General features: G+C 71.7%; 17 protein-coding genes. 15 read left to right on the forward strand and 2 right to left on the reverse strand.

Annotated elements, in window-relative coordinates:
* Positions 1-46 precede the first annotated feature (46 nt).
* Together OG871_RS26140 and OG871_RS26145 are read right to left on the reverse strand one after the other, a co-directional pair.
* The gene (locus OG871_RS26140; protein WP_371499823.1) at positions 47-700 is read right to left on the reverse strand and encodes an MBL fold metallo-hydrolase; all 654 of its coding nucleotides are present in this window, start codon (positions 698-700) and stop codon (positions 47-49) included.
* Positions 701-786: 86 nt separating this feature from the next.
* The gene (locus OG871_RS26145) at positions 787-1,551 is read right to left on the reverse strand and encodes a maleylpyruvate isomerase family mycothiol-dependent enzyme (RefSeq protein WP_371499824.1); all 765 of its coding nucleotides are present in this window, start codon (positions 1,549-1,551) and stop codon (positions 787-789) included.
* A gap of 321 nt (positions 1,552-1,872) precedes the next feature.
* Here OG871_RS26145 and uvrA point away from each other — a divergent pair, with 321 nt between their 5' ends.
* The 15 genes from uvrA to OG871_RS26220 all read left to right on the forward strand — a co-directional run bounded on the left by uvrA (position 1,873) and on the right by OG871_RS26220 (position 18,711).
* Positions 1,873-4,860 (forward strand): excinuclease ABC subunit UvrA, encoded by a 2,988-nt coding sequence (gene uvrA, locus OG871_RS26150; protein ID WP_371499826.1) that lies wholly within the window; start codon positions 1,873-1,875, stop codon positions 4,858-4,860.
* Between the two features lie 107 nt (positions 4,861-4,967).
* A complete protein-coding gene (locus tag OG871_RS26155) occupies positions 4,968-5,402 on the forward strand; it encodes a Rieske 2Fe-2S domain-containing protein (protein WP_371499828.1) in 435 nt (144 codons plus the stop codon).
* A gap of 223 nt (positions 5,403-5,625) precedes the next feature.
* Entirely contained in the window at positions 5,626-6,624 is a 999-nt protein-coding gene (locus OG871_RS26160) for an ArsR/SmtB family transcription factor (RefSeq protein ID WP_371499829.1), read from the forward strand.
* An 88-nt stretch (positions 6,625-6,712) separates the two neighbouring features.
* Positions 6,713-8,749 carry an excinuclease ABC subunit UvrC gene (gene uvrC / locus OG871_RS26165; protein WP_371499831.1) on the forward strand — a complete coding sequence of 679 codons (2,037 nt, stop codon included), beginning with the start codon at positions 6,713-6,715 and terminating at the stop codon, positions 8,747-8,749.
* Positions 8,750-8,873: 124 nt separating this feature from the next.
* Complete coding sequence (gene rapZ, locus OG871_RS26170; RefSeq protein ID WP_371503429.1) at positions 8,874-9,752, forward strand: RNase adapter RapZ; 879 nt, start codon at positions 8,874-8,876, stop codon at positions 9,750-9,752.
* Between the two features lie 45 nt (positions 9,753-9,797).
* On the forward strand, positions 9,798-10,901 hold the full coding sequence (gene yvcK, locus OG871_RS26175; RefSeq protein WP_371499833.1) for a uridine diphosphate-N-acetylglucosamine-binding protein YvcK: 1,104 nt from the start codon (positions 9,798-9,800) through the stop codon (positions 10,899-10,901).
* Positions 10,892-11,872, forward strand: a complete 981-nt coding sequence (whiA, locus tag OG871_RS26180; RefSeq protein ID WP_371499835.1) for a DNA-binding protein WhiA — start codon at positions 10,892-10,894, stop codon at positions 11,870-11,872. Before yvcK ends, whiA begins: the two co-directional genes overlap by 10 nt.
* 335 nt (positions 11,873-12,207) lie before the next feature.
* The gene (gene gap, locus OG871_RS26185; RefSeq protein ID WP_371499837.1) at positions 12,208-13,212 is read left to right on the forward strand and encodes a type I glyceraldehyde-3-phosphate dehydrogenase; all 1,005 of its coding nucleotides are present in this window, start codon (positions 12,208-12,210) and stop codon (positions 13,210-13,212) included.
* A 152-nt stretch (positions 13,213-13,364) separates the two neighbouring features.
* Positions 13,365-14,570, forward strand: a complete 1,206-nt coding sequence (gene pgk / locus OG871_RS26190) for a phosphoglycerate kinase (protein ID WP_371499839.1) — start codon at positions 13,365-13,367, stop codon at positions 14,568-14,570.
* A 4-nt stretch (positions 14,571-14,574) separates the two neighbouring features.
* Entirely contained in the window at positions 14,575-15,360 is a 786-nt protein-coding gene (gene tpiA / locus OG871_RS26195; protein WP_371499841.1) for a triose-phosphate isomerase, read from the forward strand.
* An 88-nt stretch (positions 15,361-15,448) separates the two neighbouring features.
* Entirely contained in the window at positions 15,449-15,685 is a 237-nt protein-coding gene (gene secG, locus OG871_RS26200; RefSeq protein ID WP_371499843.1) for a preprotein translocase subunit SecG, read from the forward strand.
* A 224-nt stretch (positions 15,686-15,909) separates the two neighbouring features.
* Positions 15,910-16,245: an RNA polymerase-binding protein RbpA gene (locus OG871_RS26205; RefSeq protein WP_371499845.1), complete on the forward strand. Its 336-nt coding sequence runs from the start codon at positions 15,910-15,912 to the stop codon at positions 16,243-16,245.
* A gap of 137 nt (positions 16,246-16,382) precedes the next feature.
* On the forward strand, positions 16,383-16,817 hold the full coding sequence (locus tag OG871_RS26210; protein ID WP_371499847.1) for a GntR family transcriptional regulator: 435 nt from the start codon (positions 16,383-16,385) through the stop codon (positions 16,815-16,817).
* Complete coding sequence (locus tag OG871_RS26215; protein WP_371499849.1) at positions 16,814-17,746, forward strand: ABC transporter ATP-binding protein; 933 nt, start codon at positions 16,814-16,816, stop codon at positions 17,744-17,746. The genes OG871_RS26210 and OG871_RS26215 overlap by 4 nt, the downstream gene beginning before the upstream one ends.
* Positions 17,743-18,711: an ABC transporter permease subunit gene (locus OG871_RS26220; RefSeq protein WP_371499851.1), complete on the forward strand. Its 969-nt coding sequence runs from the start codon at positions 17,743-17,745 to the stop codon at positions 18,709-18,711. Before OG871_RS26215 ends, OG871_RS26220 begins: the two co-directional genes overlap by 4 nt.
* Positions 18,712-18,721 lie beyond the last annotated feature (10 nt).

Below are 18,721 nucleotides of genomic sequence, written 5' to 3' on the forward strand. Positions count from 1 at the left end.
GCCCCTGCGCGTGGCTGCGGGCCCCGTCGGCGTGGCGTCCGGCGGGCTACCAGCCGCGCTCGCGCCACTCCGCGAGGTGCGGGCGCTCGGCGCCCAGGGTGGTGTCGTTGCCGTGGCCGGGGTAGACCCAGGCCTCGTCCGGGAGGACGTCGAAGATCTTCTCGTTGACGTCGCGGAAGAGGGAGGCGAACGCCTCCGGGTCCTTCCAGGTGTTCCCGACACCGCCGGGGAAGAGGCAGTCGCCGGTGAAGACGTGCGGGTGCCCCTGCGGGTCGTCGTAGACGAGCACGATCGCGCCCGGGGTGTGCCCGACCAGGTGGCGTACGGTCAGCTCGATCTGGCCGAACCGCAGCACCTCGCCGTCCTCCAGCAGCAGGTCGGTGGGGACGTCGATGCCCTCGGCGTCGATCCGCCCGGCCGCGGTGCGGGCGCCGGTGGCGGCCACCACCTCGGCGAGGGCGGCCCAGTGGTCCTGGTGGCGGTGGGTGGTGACGACGGTGTCCAGCTGCTCGCCGACCGTCTCCAGCAGCACCGGGGCGTCCGCCGCCGCGTCGATCAACAGCTGGGCGTCGGTGGCCCGGCAGCGCAGCAGGTAGGCGTTGTTGTCGTAGGGGCCGACGGCGACCTTGCTGATGATGAGGTGGGCCAGTTCCCGCACGTCCGGCGGGCCGCCGACCTTGACCGCTCCGTGGTACGCCATCACGCCGCTCCTTGTGTCCGATTGCCGGTCATTCGCATAGTCCCGGTCGTCTGGTGCCGGTCGTCCGCATCATGATCATGCCCCGCTCAGCCCATCGCCGGAAGCTGCGGCAGGGCGGCGCGCGCGTCGGCCAGCTGGCCGCCGTCGCGGTGGACCTGCAGGCCGTCGCCGTCCGCGCGGCCGGAGAGCCAGCCGGTGAGCGCCCGTACCGGCCCCTCGACGGTGAGCTCCGGCCCGGCCTCGGTCGCGCCGAGCCGTGCGCGCAGGGCGGCGTCGTCGGCGGTCAGGGTGAGCGGGGGCAGGCCCTCGGTGCCCCGGAAGTGATCGGCCAGCCGCAGGAACTCGGCGGTGGCGAAGACTTCCGGCCAGTGCGCGGGGGTGTACCCGGCGTCCAGGTCGACATGGTGGTACTCGAGCTCCGCCAGCCGCTTCCAGGGCAGCTCGTGGGCCGGGAACAGGTAGCCGGACCGGTGCCGCAGCTGTACCTGCCAGGCCGCGTCGGGCAGCCGGGCGGCGACCGCGAGGAGGCGTTCGTGGCTGCGGCGCAGGTCCTCGACCTGCTCGTCGAGCGGCCGGCCGGCGCCGTCCAGGATGCCCTGCTCGCGGGCCTCGGGGCTCGCGTACTGGGGGATGTCCACGCCGGTGCGGGCCGTCTCCAGCAGGTTGACCAGGGAGTCCGCGTTGCGCGATAGGTGGGCCAGGACGTGCCCGCGGGTCCAGCCGGGCAGGGCGGACGGCTCCCGGACGGCCTCGGGCTTCAGCTCGGCGACGGTGTGGAACAGCTGCTCGGCGCTCTCCTCGACGAGGCGCAGGGTGTCGGCGGCGGTCCGGGCGGCGGTCGTCTCGGTCATGGGGGTGTCGGCCTCCGTGTGGTGCGTCGATCGGTGAGTCGTTTGGCCGGTTTCCGGCGTTGCCCGGGTGGGCGGTCGGTCGTTGACGTTGGTGACGCTACTCCCGAAACGGCCGCTGAGCAGGCGACTTCGGTGAGGTCGGCGACGGGCGCCGGGCGGGGCCGTCACTCGTTCGGGTGGACTGGGCTTGACTGGCTCGATAATCGAACGCCTGAGCTAGTAGGCTGCCTGCGGCAAGCTGGAAGAAACAGCCCATCTCGCACGTTGGTCTCCCCGGAGGGGACACCAAACACCTCTCCCCGGAGAAAGGCGCCAGAAGCAGTGGCCGACCGCCTCATCGTCCGCGGTGCTCGCGAGCACAACCTCAAGAACGTCTCGCTGGACCTGCCCCGCGACTCCCTCATCGTCTTCACGGGCCTCTCCGGGTCCGGCAAGTCCTCGCTGGCCTTCGACACGATCTTCGCCGAGGGTCAGCGCCGCTACGTCGAGTCGCTGTCCTCGTACGCCCGGCAGTTCCTGGGGCAGATGGACAAGCCCGACGTGGACTTCATCGAGGGCCTGTCCCCGGCGGTCTCGATCGACCAGAAGTCCACCAGCCGCAACCCGCGCTCGACGGTCGGCACCATCACCGAGGTCTACGACTACCTCCGCCTGCTGTTCGCCCGGATCGGCAAGCCGCACTGCCCGCACTGCAGCCGCCCGATCGCCCGGCAGTCCCCGCAGGCCATCGTCGACCGGGTGCTGGAGCTCGCCGAGGGGACGCGTTTCCAGGTGCTCAGCCCGGTGGTCCGGGAGCGCAAGGGCGAGTTCGTCGACCTGTTCGCGGATCTCCAGTCCAAGGGCTACGCCCGCGCCCGGGTGGACGGCGCGACCGTCCAGCTGACCGAGCCGCCGACGCTGAAGAAGCAGGAGAAGCACACCATCGAGGTGGTCATCGACCGCCTCACCGTCAAGGAGAGCGCCAAGCGCCGGCTGACCGACTCGGTCGAGACCGCGCTGAAGCTCTCCGGCGGCATGGTGGTGCTCGACTTCGTCGACCTCCCGGAGGACGACCCCGAGCGCGAGCGGATGTTCTCCGAACACCTCTACTGTCCGTACGACGACGTCTCCTTCGAGGAGCTGGAGCCGCGCTCGTTCTCCTTCAACTCGCCGTTCGGCGCCTGCCCCGAGTGCTCGGGCCTGGGCAACCGGATGGAGGTCGACCCGGAGCTCATCGTCCCCGACGAGGAGAAGTCGCTCGACGAGGGCGCCATCCACCCGTGGTCCCAGGGCCACACCAAGGAGTACTTCCAGCGCCTGGTGGACGCGCTCGCCGGTGAGCTCGGCTTCCGCACCGACCTCCCCTGGGCCGGGCTGCCCGCCCGGGCCAGGAAGGCGCTGCTGTACGGCCACAAGACCCAGGTCGAGGTCCGCTACCGCAACCGCTACGGGCGGGACCGCTCGTACACCACCTCGTTCGAGGGTGCCGTCCCGTTCGTCACCCGCCGCCACTCGGAGTCGGAGAGCGACTCCAGCCGCGAGCGCTTCGAGGGCTACATGCGCGAGGTGCCGTGCCCGGCCTGCTCCGGCACCCGCCTCAAGCCGGTGGTCCTCGCCGTGACGGTGCAGGACAGGTCGATCGCCGACGTCGCCGCGATGTCGATCAGTGACTGCGCGGAGTTCCTCGGCGCGATGCGGCTGACGGCGCGGGACAAGCAGATCGCCGAGCGGGTGCTCAAGGAGGTCAACGAGCGGCTGCGCTTCCTGGTCGACGTCGGCCTGGACTACCTCTCGCTCAACCGCGCGGCCGGCACGCTGTCCGGTGGTGAGGCCCAGCGGATCCGGCTCGCCACCCAGATCGGCTCCGGCCTGGTCGGTGTGCTGTACGTGCTGGACGAGCCCTCGATCGGCCTGCACCAGCGGGACAACCACCGCCTGATCGAGACCCTGGTCCGGCTGCGGGACATCGGCAACACCCTGATCGTCGTCGAGCACGACGAGGACACCATCAAGACCGCCGACTGGGTGGTCGACATCGGCCCGGGCGCCGGCGAGCACGGCGGCAAGGTGGTGCACTCGGGCTCGCTCAAGGACCTGCTGAAGAACAGCGAGTCGCTGACCGGCCAGTACCTCTCCGGCAAGCGCGCCATCCCGATCCCGGCCGCCCGCCGGCCGCAGGACAAGAAGCGCCGGATCACGGTGCACGGCGCCCGCGAGCACAACCTGAAGGACGTCACGGTCGGCTTCCCGCTCGGCACCTTCACGGCCGTCACGGGTGTCTCCGGCTCCGGCAAGTCGACGCTGGTCAACGACATCCTCTACACCCACCTCGCCCGCGAGCTGAACGGTGCGCGCAGCGTCCCCGGCCGGCACACCCGGATCACCGGGACGGACCTGGTGGACAAGGTGGTGCACGTCGACCAGTCGCCGATCGGCCGCACCCCGCGCTCCAACCCGGCCACCTACACCGGCGTCTTCGACCACGTCCGGCGGCTGTTCGCGGAGACCCAGGAGGCCAAGGTCCGCGGCTACCTGCCCGGCCGGTTCTCCTTCAACGTCAAGGGCGGCCGCTGCGAGAACTGCTCGGGCGACGGCACCATCAAGATCGAGATGAACTTCCTGCCGGACGTCTACGTCCCGTGCGAGGTCTGCCACGGTGCCCGGTACAACCGGGAGACCCTGGAGGTGCACTACAAGGGCAAGTCCATCGCCGAGGTGCTGGACATGCCGATCGAGGAGGCGGTCACCTTCTTCGAGGCCGTCCCGGCGATCGCCCGCCACCTGCGCACCCTGCACGACGTGGGCCTCGGCTACGTTCGGCTCGGCCAGTCCGCGCCGACCCTGTCCGGCGGTGAGGCGCAGCGCGTCAAGCTCGCCTCGGAGCTGCAGAAGCGTTCCACCGGCCGGACGGTCTACGTGCTGGACGAGCCCACCACCGGCCTGCACTTTGAGGACATCAGCAAGCTGATCAAGGTGCTCGACGGGCTGGTGGAGAAGGGCAACACCGTCATCGTCATCGAGCACAACCTCGACGTGATCAAGACGGCGGACTGGGTCGTGGACATGGGCCCGGAGGGCGGCAGCGGCGGCGGCAGCGTGGTCTGCGAGGGTACGCCCGAGGAGATCGCCACCGTCCCGGAGAGCCACACCGGCAAGTTCCTCCGCGACATCCTGGGCGACCTCCCCACCGAGGCCGCGGCGGCGGTCAAGGGCGAGGCCAAGGCGCCCAAGGCCCGGACGAGGAGCACCACCGCGAAGGCGGCGGCCAAGGCGCCCGCGAAGGCGGCGGCCAAGCCGGCCCGCAAGCGGGCGGCGGCGGCCGAGAAGTAGCGGCCCGGTACGGTCCCGCCCCGGCCTGGTCGGCCCGGGGCGGGCCGTTCGGGAGCCGGGCATAGACTGCCGCGGAACCAGACCCCGCCGACATTCGGAGTGCCCCGATGCCCGAGGCCAACGACAGGCCCGCCCCCTCCCGCCGCACCCTCCTGTGCGGCGCAGCCGCCGTGCTGGCCGCCTCCGGCGGCACCGTCGCCGTCGCGGGGTGTGCCTCCTCGTCCGACGGCGCGAAGGCCTCGGCCGCCCCGGTCGACCTGGGCGCCGCGGAGGCGGTGCCGGTCGGCGGCGGCAAGGTCTACCGCGAGCAGAAGATCGTGGTCACCCAGCCCGAGGCCGGCCAGTACAAGGCGTTCAGCGCCAAGTGCACCCACGCGGGCTGCGTGGTCGACCAGGTGAAGGCCGGTCAGATCCTCTGCCCGTGTCACGGCAGCAAGTTCGCCATCGCCGACGGCGCCGTCGCGGACGGCCCGGCGCCGACCCCGCTGCCGTCCTACCCGGTCACGGTGCAGGACGGCAAGCTCCAGGTCACCCCGTCCTGACGCGTTCCGACGGTCCGGCCGCGGCGCCCGCACCCCCGTGGCGGGCGCCGCGGCCGGTGGCGTCGTCCGGCGTCGACACGGCCAAGTCTGGGCTGCGCGGACCGCGTCGCCCAGCCCTTTCGGCGGTGCCTTAAAGCCCCTGCTGGACGGGGTTTGCGGGGCCGGTGAGAATGGCCCGCAGCGCCGGGGACACGAGGCCCGGGGCGCCTTGGGGAGGGCGAGCGTGTTACGGATCCACTTCACCGCCGACGACCTGATCCGGACCAGGTTCTCGGCCACCGCGGGGCCGCTCACCGAGACCTTCCACAGCCTCCAACTGCTCGCCAACTGCGGCTCGGGGCTGCCCTACCGGCCGTGGCGCCGGCGGCTGCCCGAGCGGTTGAGCACGGCCGGCGGCCCGGTGCGGTCGCTGCTGGGGCCAGGCCCCTGGCTGGACGTCACCGGGCTGGCGGGCAGCGACCCGTCCGTGGAGGCGGGGCTGGAGACCCTGCTCGGCGTCCCGGACCGGCTCCTGCGGGCGGAGCTGGCGCACATCGAGGCGCCGCGCGCGGACCCCCGGTGGCTGGCCGAGCTGGCCGCCGGGGACCTGACGGCCCGCCGCCTGCTGGCGGACTCCCTGCACGCCGGCTACCGGGAGCTGATCGCCCCGCACTGGGGCCGGATGCGCGCCCACCTCGACGCCGTACGCGCCGACTGGGCCCGCACCCTGCTGGACAGCGGGGTCGAACGGCTGCTGGAGACGCTCTGCCCCGGGGTGGTGCGCTGGCGCTCGCCGGTCCTGGAGGTCCGTTTCTACAAGGACCTCGACCACCACCCGGCCGGCCGCGGCCTGGTGATCACTCCGACGGTCTTCCTGCCGGGCGGCCCCGAGCTGCTGATCGACCTGACGGACGGGACCGCCCCGGCCACCCTGCTCGTCCCCACCCTGCGCGATCCGCTGGTCGCGGCCGGGCTGTGGGCCGAACCGGGCGCGGAGAGCGGCCGGTCGCTGGCCGCCCTGCTGGGCCGGACCAGGGCGGCGGCGCTGGGCATCCTGGCCGAGGGCTGCTCCACCACCGAGCTGGCCCGGCGCCTGGCGGTCTCGCCCGCGGCCGCCAGCCAGCACACCGGTGTGCTGCGCGACGCCAACCTGATCACCACCCGCCGCCGCGGCGGAGCCGTCCTGCACACCCTGACCCCGCTCGGCGCCGATCTGCTGCACCGCGGCGGCGTCCCGGACTGAGCCGCCGGCCGGCGGAGCGGAGAGCCGTCGCCGACCGAGGAGTGGATCAGCCCGCGGGCTGTCACCGCCAATCGGTAGGGTGAATGCCATGGCTGACCCGTCCACCTACCGTCCGGCGCCCGGCGAGATCCCGGTCTCACCCGGGGTGTACAAGTTCCGTGACGCGCACGGCCGGGTCATCTACGTCGGCAAGGCGAAGAGCCTGCGGCCCCGGCTGTCCTCCTACTTCCAGGAGATCGCCAACCTCCACCCGCGTACCGCGACCATGGTCACCACCGCCGCCTCGGTGGAGTGGACGGTGGTCGCCACCGAGGTCGAGGCGCTCCAGCTGGAGTACTCCTGGATCAAGGAGTTCGACCCCCGGTTCAACGTCAAGTACCGCGACGACAAGAGCTATCCGGAGCTCGCGGTCACGCTGAACGAGGAGTTCCCCCGCGTGCAGGTGATGCGCGGGGCGCACAAGAAGGGCGTGCGCTACTTCGGTCCGTACGGTCACGCCTGGGCGATCCGTGAGACGGTCGACCTGCTGCTGCGGGTCTTCCCGGTCCGTACCTGCTCCAACGGTGTCTTCAAGCGCGCCCGGCAGGTCGGCCGGCCCTGTCTGCTCGGCTACATCGGCAAGTGCGCCGCGCCCTGCGTCGGCAAGGTCTCGGCGGCCGAACACCAGGCGCTGGCCGAGGAGTTCTGCGAGTTCATGGCCGGCCGCACCGGCGGGTTCCTGCGCCGGCTGGAACAGCAGATGCAGGAGGCGGCCGAGGAGATGGAGTACGAGCGGGCGGCCCGCCTGCGCGACGACATCGGCGCGCTCAGGCGCGCGATGGAGAAGAACGCGGTGGTCCTCGCCGACGGCACCGACGCCGACCTGCTCGCCCTCGCCGAGGACGAGCTGGAGGCGGCCGTGCAGATCTTCCACGTCCGCGGCGGCCGGGTCCGCGGCCAGCGCGGCTGGGTCACCGACAAGGTCGAGGACGTCGACACCCCGGCCCTGGTCGAGCACGCCCTCCAGCAGCTGTACGGCTCCGGCACCGAGCCCGTCCCGCGCGAGGTCCTCGTCCCGGCGCTGCCCGAGCCGGCCGGGCCGGTCCGTGAGTGGCTGTGCGGCCTGCGCGGCGGCCAGGTGGACCTGCGGGTGCCGCAGCGCGGTGACAAGAAGGACCTGATGGCCACCGTCGACCGCAACGCCCAGCAGGCCCTGGCGCTGCACAAGACCAAGCGGGCGGGCGACCTCACCACCCGCAGCCGCGCCCTCCAGGAGATCGCCGACGCGCTGGAGCTGGACTCCGTCCCGCTGCGGATCGAGTGCTTCGACATCTCGCACCTGCAGGGCGAGGACGTGGTCGCCTCGATGGTGGTCTTCGAGGACGGCCTGGCCCGCAAGAGCGAGTACCGCCGCTTCCAGATCAAGAGCTTCGCCGGGCAGGACGACGTCCGCTCGATGCACGAGGTGATCACCCGCCGGTTCCGCCGCTACCTCCAGGAGCGCGAGCAGACCGGGGAGTGGGCCGTGCCCGAGGCCGACGACGAGGGCCCGGCCGAGCCCACCGGCCCGACCGAGGAGAACGGCCGCCCGCGCCGGTTCGCCTACCCGCCGCAGCTGCTGGTGGTCGACGGCGGCCAGCCGCAGGTCGCCGCGGCCCGGCGGGCCCTGGACGAGCTGGGCATCGACGACGTCGCGCTCTGCGGGCTGGCCAAGCGGCTGGAGGAGGTGTGGCTGCCCGGCCAGGACGACCCGGTGGTGCTGCCGCGCACCAGCGAGGGCCTCTATCTGCTCCAGCGGGTGCGCGACGAGGCGCACCGCTTCGCCATCCGCTACCAGCGCACCAAGCGGTCCAAGCGGCTCACGGCGGGGGAGCTGGACTCCGTCCCCGGCCTTGGAGAGACTCGCCGCCAGGCCCTGCTCAAGCACTTCGGTTCGCTGAAGCGGCTGCGCGCGGCCACCGTGGACGAGTTGTGCGAGGTCCCGGGCATCGGACGCCGCACCGCGGAGACTGTTGCGGCAGCGTTGTCCTCCCGTACACCTGCCACATTTGCGGTGAACACCGCCACCGGCGAGATCATTGACGACAGTGTGGAGACCGGCCGTGTCGATCAGGGCCCGGTCGGCGCACCCCAGGAGACGCCATGACGGCCGATGTCGCCCGTCAGCACCGATGCCGGGAACTCCCCCGACGGGGTGAGCCCGGGAAGCCGGGCGGCACCGGGCGCGTTCTCCACAGCAGAACCACCGAGAGCGGGGAACCGAAGTGACTGTGTCCAGTGCGGGCGACGCCGCCCCGGAGCTGGTGATCATCTCCGGCATGTCGGGGGCGGGCCGTAGCACCGCCGCGAAGTGCCTGGAGGACCTGGGCTGGTTCGTGGTGGACAACCTGCCGCCGGCCCTCATCCCGACCATGGTCGACCTCGGCGCCCGCTCCCAGGGCGCCGTGCCCAGGATCGGCGCCGTGGTGGACGTCCGGGGCCGGACGTTCTTCGACGACCTGTTGACCTCCCTGGAGGAGCTGGAGAAGCGCGGTGTCCGGCTCCGGGTGGTCTTCCTGGAATCCTCGGACGACGCCCTGGTGCGCCGCTTCGAGTCGGTCCGCCGCCCGCACCCGCTGCAGGCCGACGGCCGGATCGTGGACGGCATCGAGCGCGAGCGCGACCTGCTGCGCGAGCTGCGCGGCGAGGCCGACCTGGTGATCGACACCTCCAACCTCAACGTCCACCAGCTGCGCGCCAAGCTGGACGCCCAGTTCGCCGACCACGACGAGCCACAGCTGCGGGCCACCGTGATGTCCTTCGGCTTCAAGTACGGCCTGCCGGTCGACGCCGACCTGGTGGTCGACTGCCGGTTCCTGCCCAATCCGCACTGGGTCCCCGAGCTGCGGGCCCGCACCGGCACCGACCCCGACGTGGCCGAGTACGTCTTCAAGCAGTCGGGCGCCCAGGAGTTCCTGGACGGCTACACCGAGCTGTTGCGGATCATCACGGAGGGCTACCGTCGTGAGGGAAAGCGCTACATGACTCTTGCCGTAGGCTGCACCGGTGGCAAGCACCGCAGTGTCGCCATGTCGGAGCGGCTGACCAAGCGTCTGATCGCGGACGGTGTGGAGACGGTGCTCGTCCACCGCGACATGGGCAGGGAGTGACCGGCCGGGAGTGACAGCAGCGCCCCGTCCGTCGCTCACAGGAGCATGAGACAGGAACATGGGGTCGGTGTGACGGGATACTCGCCAGCGCGGCAGCTCCAGCACAGGCCTTCCGAGCGGGCCCAGGCGACCGGCCCCGCCCAGTCCGGCCAGAAGCCCCGCCCGGGTGCGCCCAGAATCACCGCGCTCGGCGGCGGGCAGGGCCTGTCCGCCTCGCTCTCCGCGCTGCGCCGGCTCACCAACGAGCTGACGGCCGTGGTCACGGTCGCGGACGACGGTGGCTCCAGCGGCCGGCTGCGCACCGAGCTGGGCGTGCTGCCGCCGGGCGACCTGCGCAAGGCGCTGGCCGCGCTGTGCGGGGACGACGAGTGGGGCCGGACCTGGTCCGAGGTGATCCAGCAGCGGTTCACCGGCAACGGCGGGCTGGGCGGCCACGCGGTCGGCAACCTGCTGATCGTCGCGCTGTGGGAGAAGCTCGGCGACCCGGTCGAGGCGCTCAACTGGGTCGGCCGGCTGCTCAACGTGCAGGGCCGGGTGCTGCCGATGTCGGCCGTCCCGCTGGACATCGAGGCCCAGGTGCGCGGCCACGACCCGGCCGACCCCACGGCGGTCACCGCCGTCCGCGGCCAGGCCAACGTGGCCGTCACCCCCGGCACCGTGCTCTCCATCAGCCTGCTGCCGGACGGCCCGCCGGCCGTCCCGGAGGCGGTCTCCGCGGTGCTGGAGGCGGACTGGGTGGTGCTCGGCCCCGGCTCCTGGTTCACCAGCGTGCTGCCGCACCTGCTGGTGCCCGAGCTCGCCAAGGCCCTCGTGGAGACCCGGGCCCGCCGCCTGCTCACGCTCAACCTGGCGCCGCAGCCGGGCGAGACCGAGGGCTTCACCCCGCAGCGCCACCTGGAGGTGATAGCCGACCACGCCCCCGATCTGGCGGTCGATGCCATCCTGGTGGACGAGCGCGCGGTCACCGGCGGCGCCTTCGGGCAGGCCGACCTGGCCGGGCTGGAGAAGGCCGCCGAGCGGATGGGCGCCGCACTGGTGCTCGACCGGGTCGCACACGGTGACGGTTCGCCGCGACACGACCCGGAGCTCTTGGCGGCTGCGTACGACCGGATTTTCCGGACACATGGAAGGATCGGCCCATGGCGATGACGGCAGCGGTCAAGGATGAAATCAGCCGGCTCCCCGTCACCCGTGCCTGCTGCCGCAAGGCGGAGGTCTCGGCGATCCTGCGTTTCGCGGGCGGACTGCACATTGTGAGCGGTCGCATCGTGATCGAGGCGGAGCTGGACACCGGCCAGGCGGCGCGGCGGCTGCGCAAGGACCTGCTGGAGATCTTCGGGCACTCCTCGGATCTGGTGGTGATGGCCCCCGGCGGCCTTCGCCGCGGCAGCCGGTACGTGGTGCGGGTGGTGAAGGACGGCGAACTGCTGGCTCGGCAGACCGGGCTGGTGGACGGCAGGGGGAGGCCCATCCGGGGTCTGCCCCCGGCGGTGGTCTCCGGGGCGACCTGTGACGCGGAGGCGGCCTGGCGCGGCGCCTTCCTGGCGCACGGCTCGCTGACCGAACCCGGCAGGTCCTCCTCCCTGGAGATCACCTGCCCCGGTTCGGAGGCGGCGCTGGCCCTGGTCGGCGCGGCCCGCAGGCTGGGCATCCCGGCGAAGGCCCGCGAGGTGCGCGGGGTCGACCGGGTGGTGATCCGGGACGGCGACGCGATCGGCGCCCTGCTCACCCGGCTGGGCGCGCACGAGTCGGTGCTGGCCTGGGAGGAGCGCCGGATGCGGCGCGAGGTCCGGGCCACCGCGAACCGGCTGGCCAACTTCGACGACGCCAACCTGCGCCGCTCGGCCCGGGCGGCCGTCGCGGCCGGGGCCCGGGTGCAGCGGGCGCTGGAGATCCTCGGCGAGGAGGTGCCCGAGCACCTGGCGGCCGCCGGCCAGCTGCGGATGCAGCACAAGCAGGCCTCGCTGGAGGAGCTCGGCGCGCTCGCCGACCCGCCGCTCACCAAGGACGCGGTGGCCGGGCGGATCCGCCGCCTGCTGGCGATGGCCGACAAGCGGGCGGCCGAGCTGGGCCTGCCCAACACCGAGGCCAACCTGACCGAGGAGATGGCGCTCAGCTGAGCGGTGCCCCCGGTGGTCTGAACCACCTGTCGGACGGCCGGCGTCTCGCATCGCGGACGCCGGCCTTTCCGTGTCCGAACCGCCCCCCGGTGCCCGGGCCTGCCGGGTCGCCCCCGGCCGGGGTCGACGGCTCCGCGGCCCGCGGGTCCAACTCCCCTGCCCCACCGGGCGCTGCGGTCTCCGGGGCCCCCTCGCAGGCCTGTCGCACCAAGGCCACCACGGTGAGGCGATGTGCCGCGCCCGCCGTCGGAGGGGTAGGGTCAGTCCTGGTCGGGGACATCCCATTTCCACCCCCGTCGGGCTAGGTCCGGCGTACCTAACAAGGAGATCGGTTCGTGACGATCCGGGTAGGCATCAACGGATTCGGCCGCATCGGCCGGAACTTCTTCCGTGCGGTTCGGGCCCAGGGCGCGGACATCGAAATCGTCGGTGTCAACGACCTGACCGACACCAAGACCCTGGCGCACCTGCTCAAGTACGACTCGATCCTGGGCACCCTGCAGGCCGAGGTGTCCCACACCGCCGACAGCATCACGGTCGACGGCAAGACCTTCAAGGTCATCGCCGAGCGCGACCCGGCCAGCCTGCCCTGGGGCGACCTGGGCGTGGACATCGTGATCGAGTCCACCGGTATCTTCACCAAGGCCGACCAGGCCAAGAAGCACGTCACGGCCGGTGCCAAGAAGGTCATCATCTCGGCGCCCGCCACCGACGAGGACGTCACCATCGTGATGGGCGTCAACGACGACAAGTACGACGCGGCGAACCACACCGTCATCTCCAACGCCTCCTGCACCACCAACTGCGTGGCGCCGCTGGCGAAGGTGCTGAACGAGAACTTCGGCATCGTCAAGGGTCTGATGACCACGGTGCACGCGTTCACCAACGACCAGGTCACGCTGGACTTCCCGCACAAGGACCTGCGTCGCGCCCGGGCCGCGTCGCTGAACATCATCCCGACCTCGACCGGTGCCGCCAAGGCCACCGCGCTGGTCCTGCCGGAGCTCAAGGGCAAGCTGGACGGCACCTCGCTGCGCGTCCCGGTCCCGACCGGTTCGATCACCGACCTGGTCGTCACCCTGGAGCGCGAGGTCACCGTCGAGGAGGTCAACGCGGCCTTCCAGAAGGCGTCCGAGGGCTCGCTCAAGGGCATCCTGGAGTACACCGAGGACCCGATCGTCTCCTCCGACATCGTGAACTCGCCGTTCTCCACGATCTTCGACTCCCTGATGACCATGGTCCAGGGCAACCAGGTCAAGGTCTTCGGCTGGTACGACAACGAGTGGGGCTACTCCAACCGCCTCGTCAACCTGACCACCCTCGTCGGCGGCCAGCTCTGACCTCAGCGGGCGCTGACGTGATGTAAGGGGCAGGGCCCGGACGGCACTTCAGCCATCCGGGCCCTGCCTCTGCGCACCGCACCCTCACTCGATCTTGCGGCCCGCCGCAGTGCCGCTGTCCTGTGCACCTTCCCCCGGGAGATACGAAGACCGTGAAGACCATCGAAGACCTTGAGGTCACCGGTAAGCGCGTGTTCGTCCGCGCCGACCTCAACGTGCCCCTGTCCGACGGCAGGATCACCGACGACGGCCGGATCCGTGCCGTCGCCCCGACCATCGCCAAGCTGGTGCAGGCCGGCGCGAAGGTGGTCGTCGCCTCCCACCTGGGCCGCCCCGACGGCGAGCCCAAGCCCCAGTTCTCCCTCGCGCCGGTGGCCGTCCGCCTCGGTGAGATCCTCGGCGTGTCGGTGAGCTTCGCCGCCGACACCGTGGGCGAGAGCGCGAAGGCCACCGTCGCCGCCCTGGCCGACGGCGAGGTCACGCTGCTCGAGAACCTGCGGTTCAACGCCGGCGAGACGGCGAAGGACGACGCCGAGCGCGGCGCCTTCGCCGACGAGCTGGCCTCGCTCGCCGACCTCTACGTCGGCGACGGCTTCGGTGCGGTGCACCGCAAGCACGCCTCGGTCTACGACCTGCCGGCCCGGCTGCCGAGCGCGGTCGGCGACCTGATCGCGACCGAGGTGGCGGTGCTCAAGCGCCTCACCGAGGAGGTCGAGCGCCCGTACGTCGTCGTGCTCGGCGGCTCCAAGGTCTCCGACAAGGTCGGCGTGATCGACAACCTGCTGGGCAAGGCCGACCGGATCCTGATCGGCGGCGGCATGGCCTACACCTTCCTCGCGGCCCAGGGGCACGAGGTCGGCAAGTCGCTGCTGCAGAAGGACCAGATCCCGGTCGTCCTGGAGTACCTGGAGCGGGCGAAGAAGAACAACGTCGAGTTCGTGGTCCCGGTCGACGTCGCGGTCTCCGCGGACTTCCCGGACACCAAGACGCACGCGCCGGTCGAGGACTTCGAGGTCGTCGACGCGGACAGGATCCCCGCGGACAAGGAGGGCCTGGACATCGGCCCGAAGACCCAGGAGCTGTTCGCCGCCAAGCTGGCCGACGCGAAGACCGTGTTCTGGAACGGCCCGGTCGGTGTCTTCGAGCACCCGACCTTCGCCGAGGGCACCAAGGCCGTCGCGCAGGCACTGCTCGACGGCTCCGCTTTCACCGTGGTCGGTGGCGGCGACTCCGCCGCGGCCGTCCGCATCCTGGGCTTCGACGAGAACGAGTTCGGGCACATCTCGACCGGCGGTGGCGCAAGCCTCGAGTACCTGGAGGGCAAGACCCTCCCCGGTCTTGCCGCACTGGAAGGCTGATCGTATGACCACGCGTCTCCCGCTGATGGCGGGCAACTGGAAGATGAACCTCAACCACCTCGAGGCCATCCAGCACACCCAGAAGCTGGCGTTCGCGCTGGCCGACAAGGACTACGAGGCCGTCGAGGTCGCGGTCCTGGTCCCGTTCACCGACCTGCGCTCGGTGCAGACCCTGGTCGACGGCGACAAGCTGAAGGTCAAGTACGGCTCGCAGGACATCTCGGCGCACGACTCCGGTGCCTACACCGGCGAGATCTCCGGCCCGATGCTGGCCAAGCTCAAGTGCGCCTACGCGGCGATCGGCCACTCCGAGCGCCGGCAGTACCACGGCGAGAACGAGACGATCGTCAACGCCAAGGTGAAGGCGGCCTACCGCAACGGCATCACGCCGATCCTGTGCGTCGGCGAGCCGCTGGAGATCCGCAAGGCCGGCACCCACGTCGCGTACACGCTGACCCAGCTGGACGGCGCCCTCGACGGCGTGTCCGCCACGGACGCCGAGTCCATCGTGGTGGCGTACGAGCCGGTGTGGGCGATCGGCACCGGCGAGGTGGCGACCCCCGAGGACGCCCAGGAGGTCTGCGCCGCGATCCGGGTCCGGCTGGCCGAGCTGTACACCGCCGAGCTGGCCGACAAGGTCCGGGTGCTGTACGGCGGCTCGGTCAAGTCCTCCAGCGCGGCCGGCCTGATGGCCAAGCCGGACGTGGACGGTGCCCTGATCGGCGGTGCCTCCCTGGACGCCGACGAGTTCGTCAAGATCGTGCGGTACCGTGAGCAGGCAGTAGGCTAACGCCGCCGCAGCAACGTAGGCTTTGGGGCCGGACCGCTTTCACGCGGCCCGGCCCCTTCGCCGAAGATACGAGAGAGTTGGTCCCGTCGTGGTTCTCGGGTTCTCGATTGCCCTGATCATCCTGAGTCTGCTGATGATCCTCCTGGTGCTGCTGCACAAGGGGAAGGGCGGCGGCCTGTCCGACATGTTCGGCGGTGGCGCGATGTCGACCGGCGGCGGGTCCGCGGTGGCCGAGCGCAACCTCGACCGGATCACCATCCTGGTGGGCCTTGGCTGGTTCGTGTGCATCGTGGTGCTCGGCCTGGTGCTCAAGTACAAGAACTGAGTCGCCTTCACCACGGATCTGACGAGGGGTCGTTCCGCCGCCTATCCTGATGAGGCCCGGTGGCGGAGGCGGTGGTGGCAGATCCTTAACTCCCGCTTACACTAGGACGACTTCGCCACCGTCCGCACGCCGCGGCCGGGCGGCAGTGGGTACCGGCCGCAGTCCGGACCGGATCCAGGGCATCGGTCGAGGTCGCATCGCACCAGCACGCAGGGAGTCAGACCGTGGCAAGTGGCAACGCCATCCGAGGCAGCAGAGTCGGCGCCGGCCCGATGGGCGAGGCGGAGCGCGGCGAGTCCGCCCCCCGCAACCGGATCTCCTTCTGGTGCGCGAACAGGCACGAGACGCGCCCCAGCTTCGCGGCCGAAGCGGCCATCCCGGACACCTGGGACTGTCCGCGTTGCGGCTTCCCCGCAGGCCAGGACGAGGAGAACCCCCCGGCCCCGGCCCGCAACGAGCCGTACAAGACCCATCTCGCCTACGTCCGCGAGCGTCGTACCGACGCCGACGGCGAGGCGATCCTCGCCGAGGCGCTGGCCAAGCTCCGGGGCGAGATCTGAGCAGACGTCAGGTGTAGGTAAGAAGGGGTCGGGCCAGTGGCCCGGCCCCTTCTTCGTGGTCGTCCGGTCCGGCCCCGCCGTCGCGGTTTGACGGCGGGGCCTCTCTTCCACCACCATTCCACTAACTACTTAGTGGAATGGTGGTGGAAGTGCTCGGGTACCGGATCGACCGCCGAAGCGGTGTCGCCACCTATCTCCAGATCGTCCAGCAGACCGAGCACGCGTTGCGGCTCGGAGTCCTCCAGCCCGGGGACCGCCTGCCGACCGCGAAGGAGGTGGTGGCCGCCACGGCCGTCAACCCCAACACGGTCCTCAAGGCCTACCGCGAGCTGGAGCGGCGAGGCCTGGTCGCGCCCAGGCCCGGCCTCGGCACCTTCGTCCTGCGCTCGCTCGCCCGTGAGGAGGCCGGTGCGGACTCCCCGCTCCGCGCCGAGCTCGCGGACTGGGCCGCCAGGGCCAGGGCCGCCGGCCTGGGCCGGGCCGACGCCGAGGCGCTCGTCGTCTCGGTGCTCGACGAGGAGTTCACGGCCCGCCCCACCGGCGCGGCCGAAGCACGGGAGGGGAACGAATGAACGGGCTGTACCCCGCCGGGGCCGCCGAGAGCGGCCCCACGGCACTCGAGGTGGCCGGCCTCGGCAAGCACTACCGGCGCGGCTGGGCGCTGAAGGACTGCTCCTTCCGCCTCCCCGCCGGACGGATCTGCGCCCTGGTCGGGCCGAACGGCGCCGGCAAGAGCACCCTGATGTCGATCGTGTCGGGCCTGCTCACGCCCACCGAGGGCATGGCCGAGGTCCTCGGCCGACCCCTCGGTGAGGCGGCCGACCGGGGCCGGATCGGGTTCGTCGCCCAGGACAAGCCGCTGTACCCCGGTTTCACGGTGGCCGAGACCCTGCGCCTGGGCCGGGAGCTGAACCCCTCCTGGCACCAGGCCAAGGCCGAGGAGGTGGTGGCCCAGGGCGACATCCCGCTGTCCGCCCGGATCGGCTCGCTCTCCGGCGGCCAGCGCACCCGGGTCACGCTGGCGCTGGCCCTCGGCCGGCTGCCCGAGCTGCTGATCCTCGACGAGCCGATGTCCGACCTGGACCCGTTGGCCCGGCACCAGCTGATGGGTGTGCTGATGGCCGAGGCGGCCGAGCGCGGCATCACCGTGCTGATGTCCTCGCACGTCATCGCCGAGCTGGAGGACTCCTGCGACTACCTGGTCCTGCTCTCCGGCGGCGGAGTCCTGCTGGCCGGTGACATCGACGAGATCGTCGAGGGCCACCAGCTGCTGATCGGCGACGACGGCTCCCAGCCCCCGAACCCCGCCCAGGTGGTCGAGATACGTCGCACCGGCCGCCAGATCACCGCACTCGTCCGACCCGACGGCCCCGCCCCGGACGGCTGGGAGACCGGCGAACCCACCCTGGAGGAAGTCCTGCTGGCTCACCTGCGCACCCCCGGCGTCCCCGCCCTGCTCACCGCCGAGGCCCGGCCCGCCGATCGGACGGTGGCGGCATGACCACCGTGGACACGACCCGCCCCGCCCGCACCGGCCGGTTCGCGCCGCGCGGCATCTGGTGGTTGATGTGGCGTCAGCAGCGTGTGACCATCCTGCTCTGGCTGGCCGCCGTGGTGGCCGCCGCGGTGGTCTTCCCGATCCTGCGCGGCGCCATGGCCGAGTACATCGACAGCAACCACATCGCGGGCTGCGCGATGATCACCACGGACCCGGCCTGCCAGGGGGAAGGCATCCAGCACGCGGTGGACACCTTCCGGTCGCGGTACGCCGAGATCCTGCACGGCGTGGGCGCGCTGCTGCTGATGCTGCCGGTCGCGGTCGGCGTCTTCGTGGCCGGCCCGCTGCTGTCCAAGGAGTACGAGAGCGGCACCTGGCGGCTGGTGCTCGGGCAGTCCGTGAGCCGCACCCGGTGGCTGGTGGCCAAGCTCGCCACCTCCGGCGCGGTGGCGGTGGCCGGCTCCCTCGCGCTGATGGGGCTCTTCCACTGGATGTGGCTGCCGTCGGCCAACTTCGTCTCCGGCGTGGCCTGGTGCAGCAGCACGTTCATCGTCTCCGGCGGCCCGCTGCTGGCGGCCACCGTGCTGCTCGCGCTGGCGATCGGTGCGACGGTGGGCAGCCTGACCCGCCGGGTGGTGCCCGCGATGGCGATCACCTTCGGGGCCGTGGTCGTCACGCAGTACGTCCTGGCGAGCGTGCGGCCCTACCTGGTGCCGTACCAGACCCGGTTCGTGTCCAACTCCGAACTGCCCAACGACGTCTGGAGCTTCGACCGGGGCTTCGTGACGGCGGACGGCCGGCACCTGTCGTACGAGGCCGCGGACACCGTCACCGGCGCCCGGGAGTACACCGACCTGCACACCGCCGCCGACTACTGGCCGCTGCAGGGCGTCGAGTCGGGGATCTGTCTGGTGCTGGCGGCCGCGCTGGTGGGCTTCCTGTTCTGGCGGGCCCGCCGCTCGGACTGACGGACCGAGA

This window comes from Kitasatospora sp. NBC_00374 (assembly GCF_041434935.1).
Lineage (GTDB): Bacteria > Actinomycetota > Actinomycetes > Streptomycetales > Streptomycetaceae > Kitasatospora.

Bases quoted from the DNA above. Each gene is read 5' to 3' on its own strand.
- OG871_RS26140 (WP_371499823.1), bottom strand. From the start codon at position 700: ATGGCGTACCACGGAGCGGTCAAGGTCGGCGGCCCGCCGGACGTGCGG.
- OG871_RS26145 (WP_371499824.1), bottom strand. From the start codon at position 1,551: ATGACCGAGACGACCGCCGCCCGGACCGCCGCCGACACCCTGCGCCTC.
- OG871_RS26155 (WP_371499828.1), top strand. From the start codon at position 4,968: ATGCCCGAGGCCAACGACAGGCCCGCCCCCTCCCGCCGCACCCTCCTG.
- uvrC (WP_371499831.1), top strand. From the start codon at position 6,713: ATGGCTGACCCGTCCACCTACCGTCCGGCGCCCGGCGAGATCCCGGTC.
- yvcK (WP_371499833.1), top strand. From the start codon at position 9,798: ATGAGACAGGAACATGGGGTCGGTGTGACGGGATACTCGCCAGCGCGG.
- whiA (WP_371499835.1), top strand. From the start codon at position 10,892: ATGGCGATGACGGCAGCGGTCAAGGATGAAATCAGCCGGCTCCCCGTC.
- tpiA (WP_371499841.1), top strand. From the start codon at position 14,575: ATGACCACGCGTCTCCCGCTGATGGCGGGCAACTGGAAGATGAACCTC.
- OG871_RS26210 (WP_371499847.1), top strand. From the start codon at position 16,383: ATGGTGGTGGAAGTGCTCGGGTACCGGATCGACCGCCGAAGCGGTGTC.
- OG871_RS26215 (WP_371499849.1), top strand. From the start codon at position 16,814: ATGAACGGGCTGTACCCCGCCGGGGCCGCCGAGAGCGGCCCCACGGCA.
- OG871_RS26220 (WP_371499851.1), top strand. From the start codon at position 17,743: ATGACCACCGTGGACACGACCCGCCCCGCCCGCACCGGCCGGTTCGCG.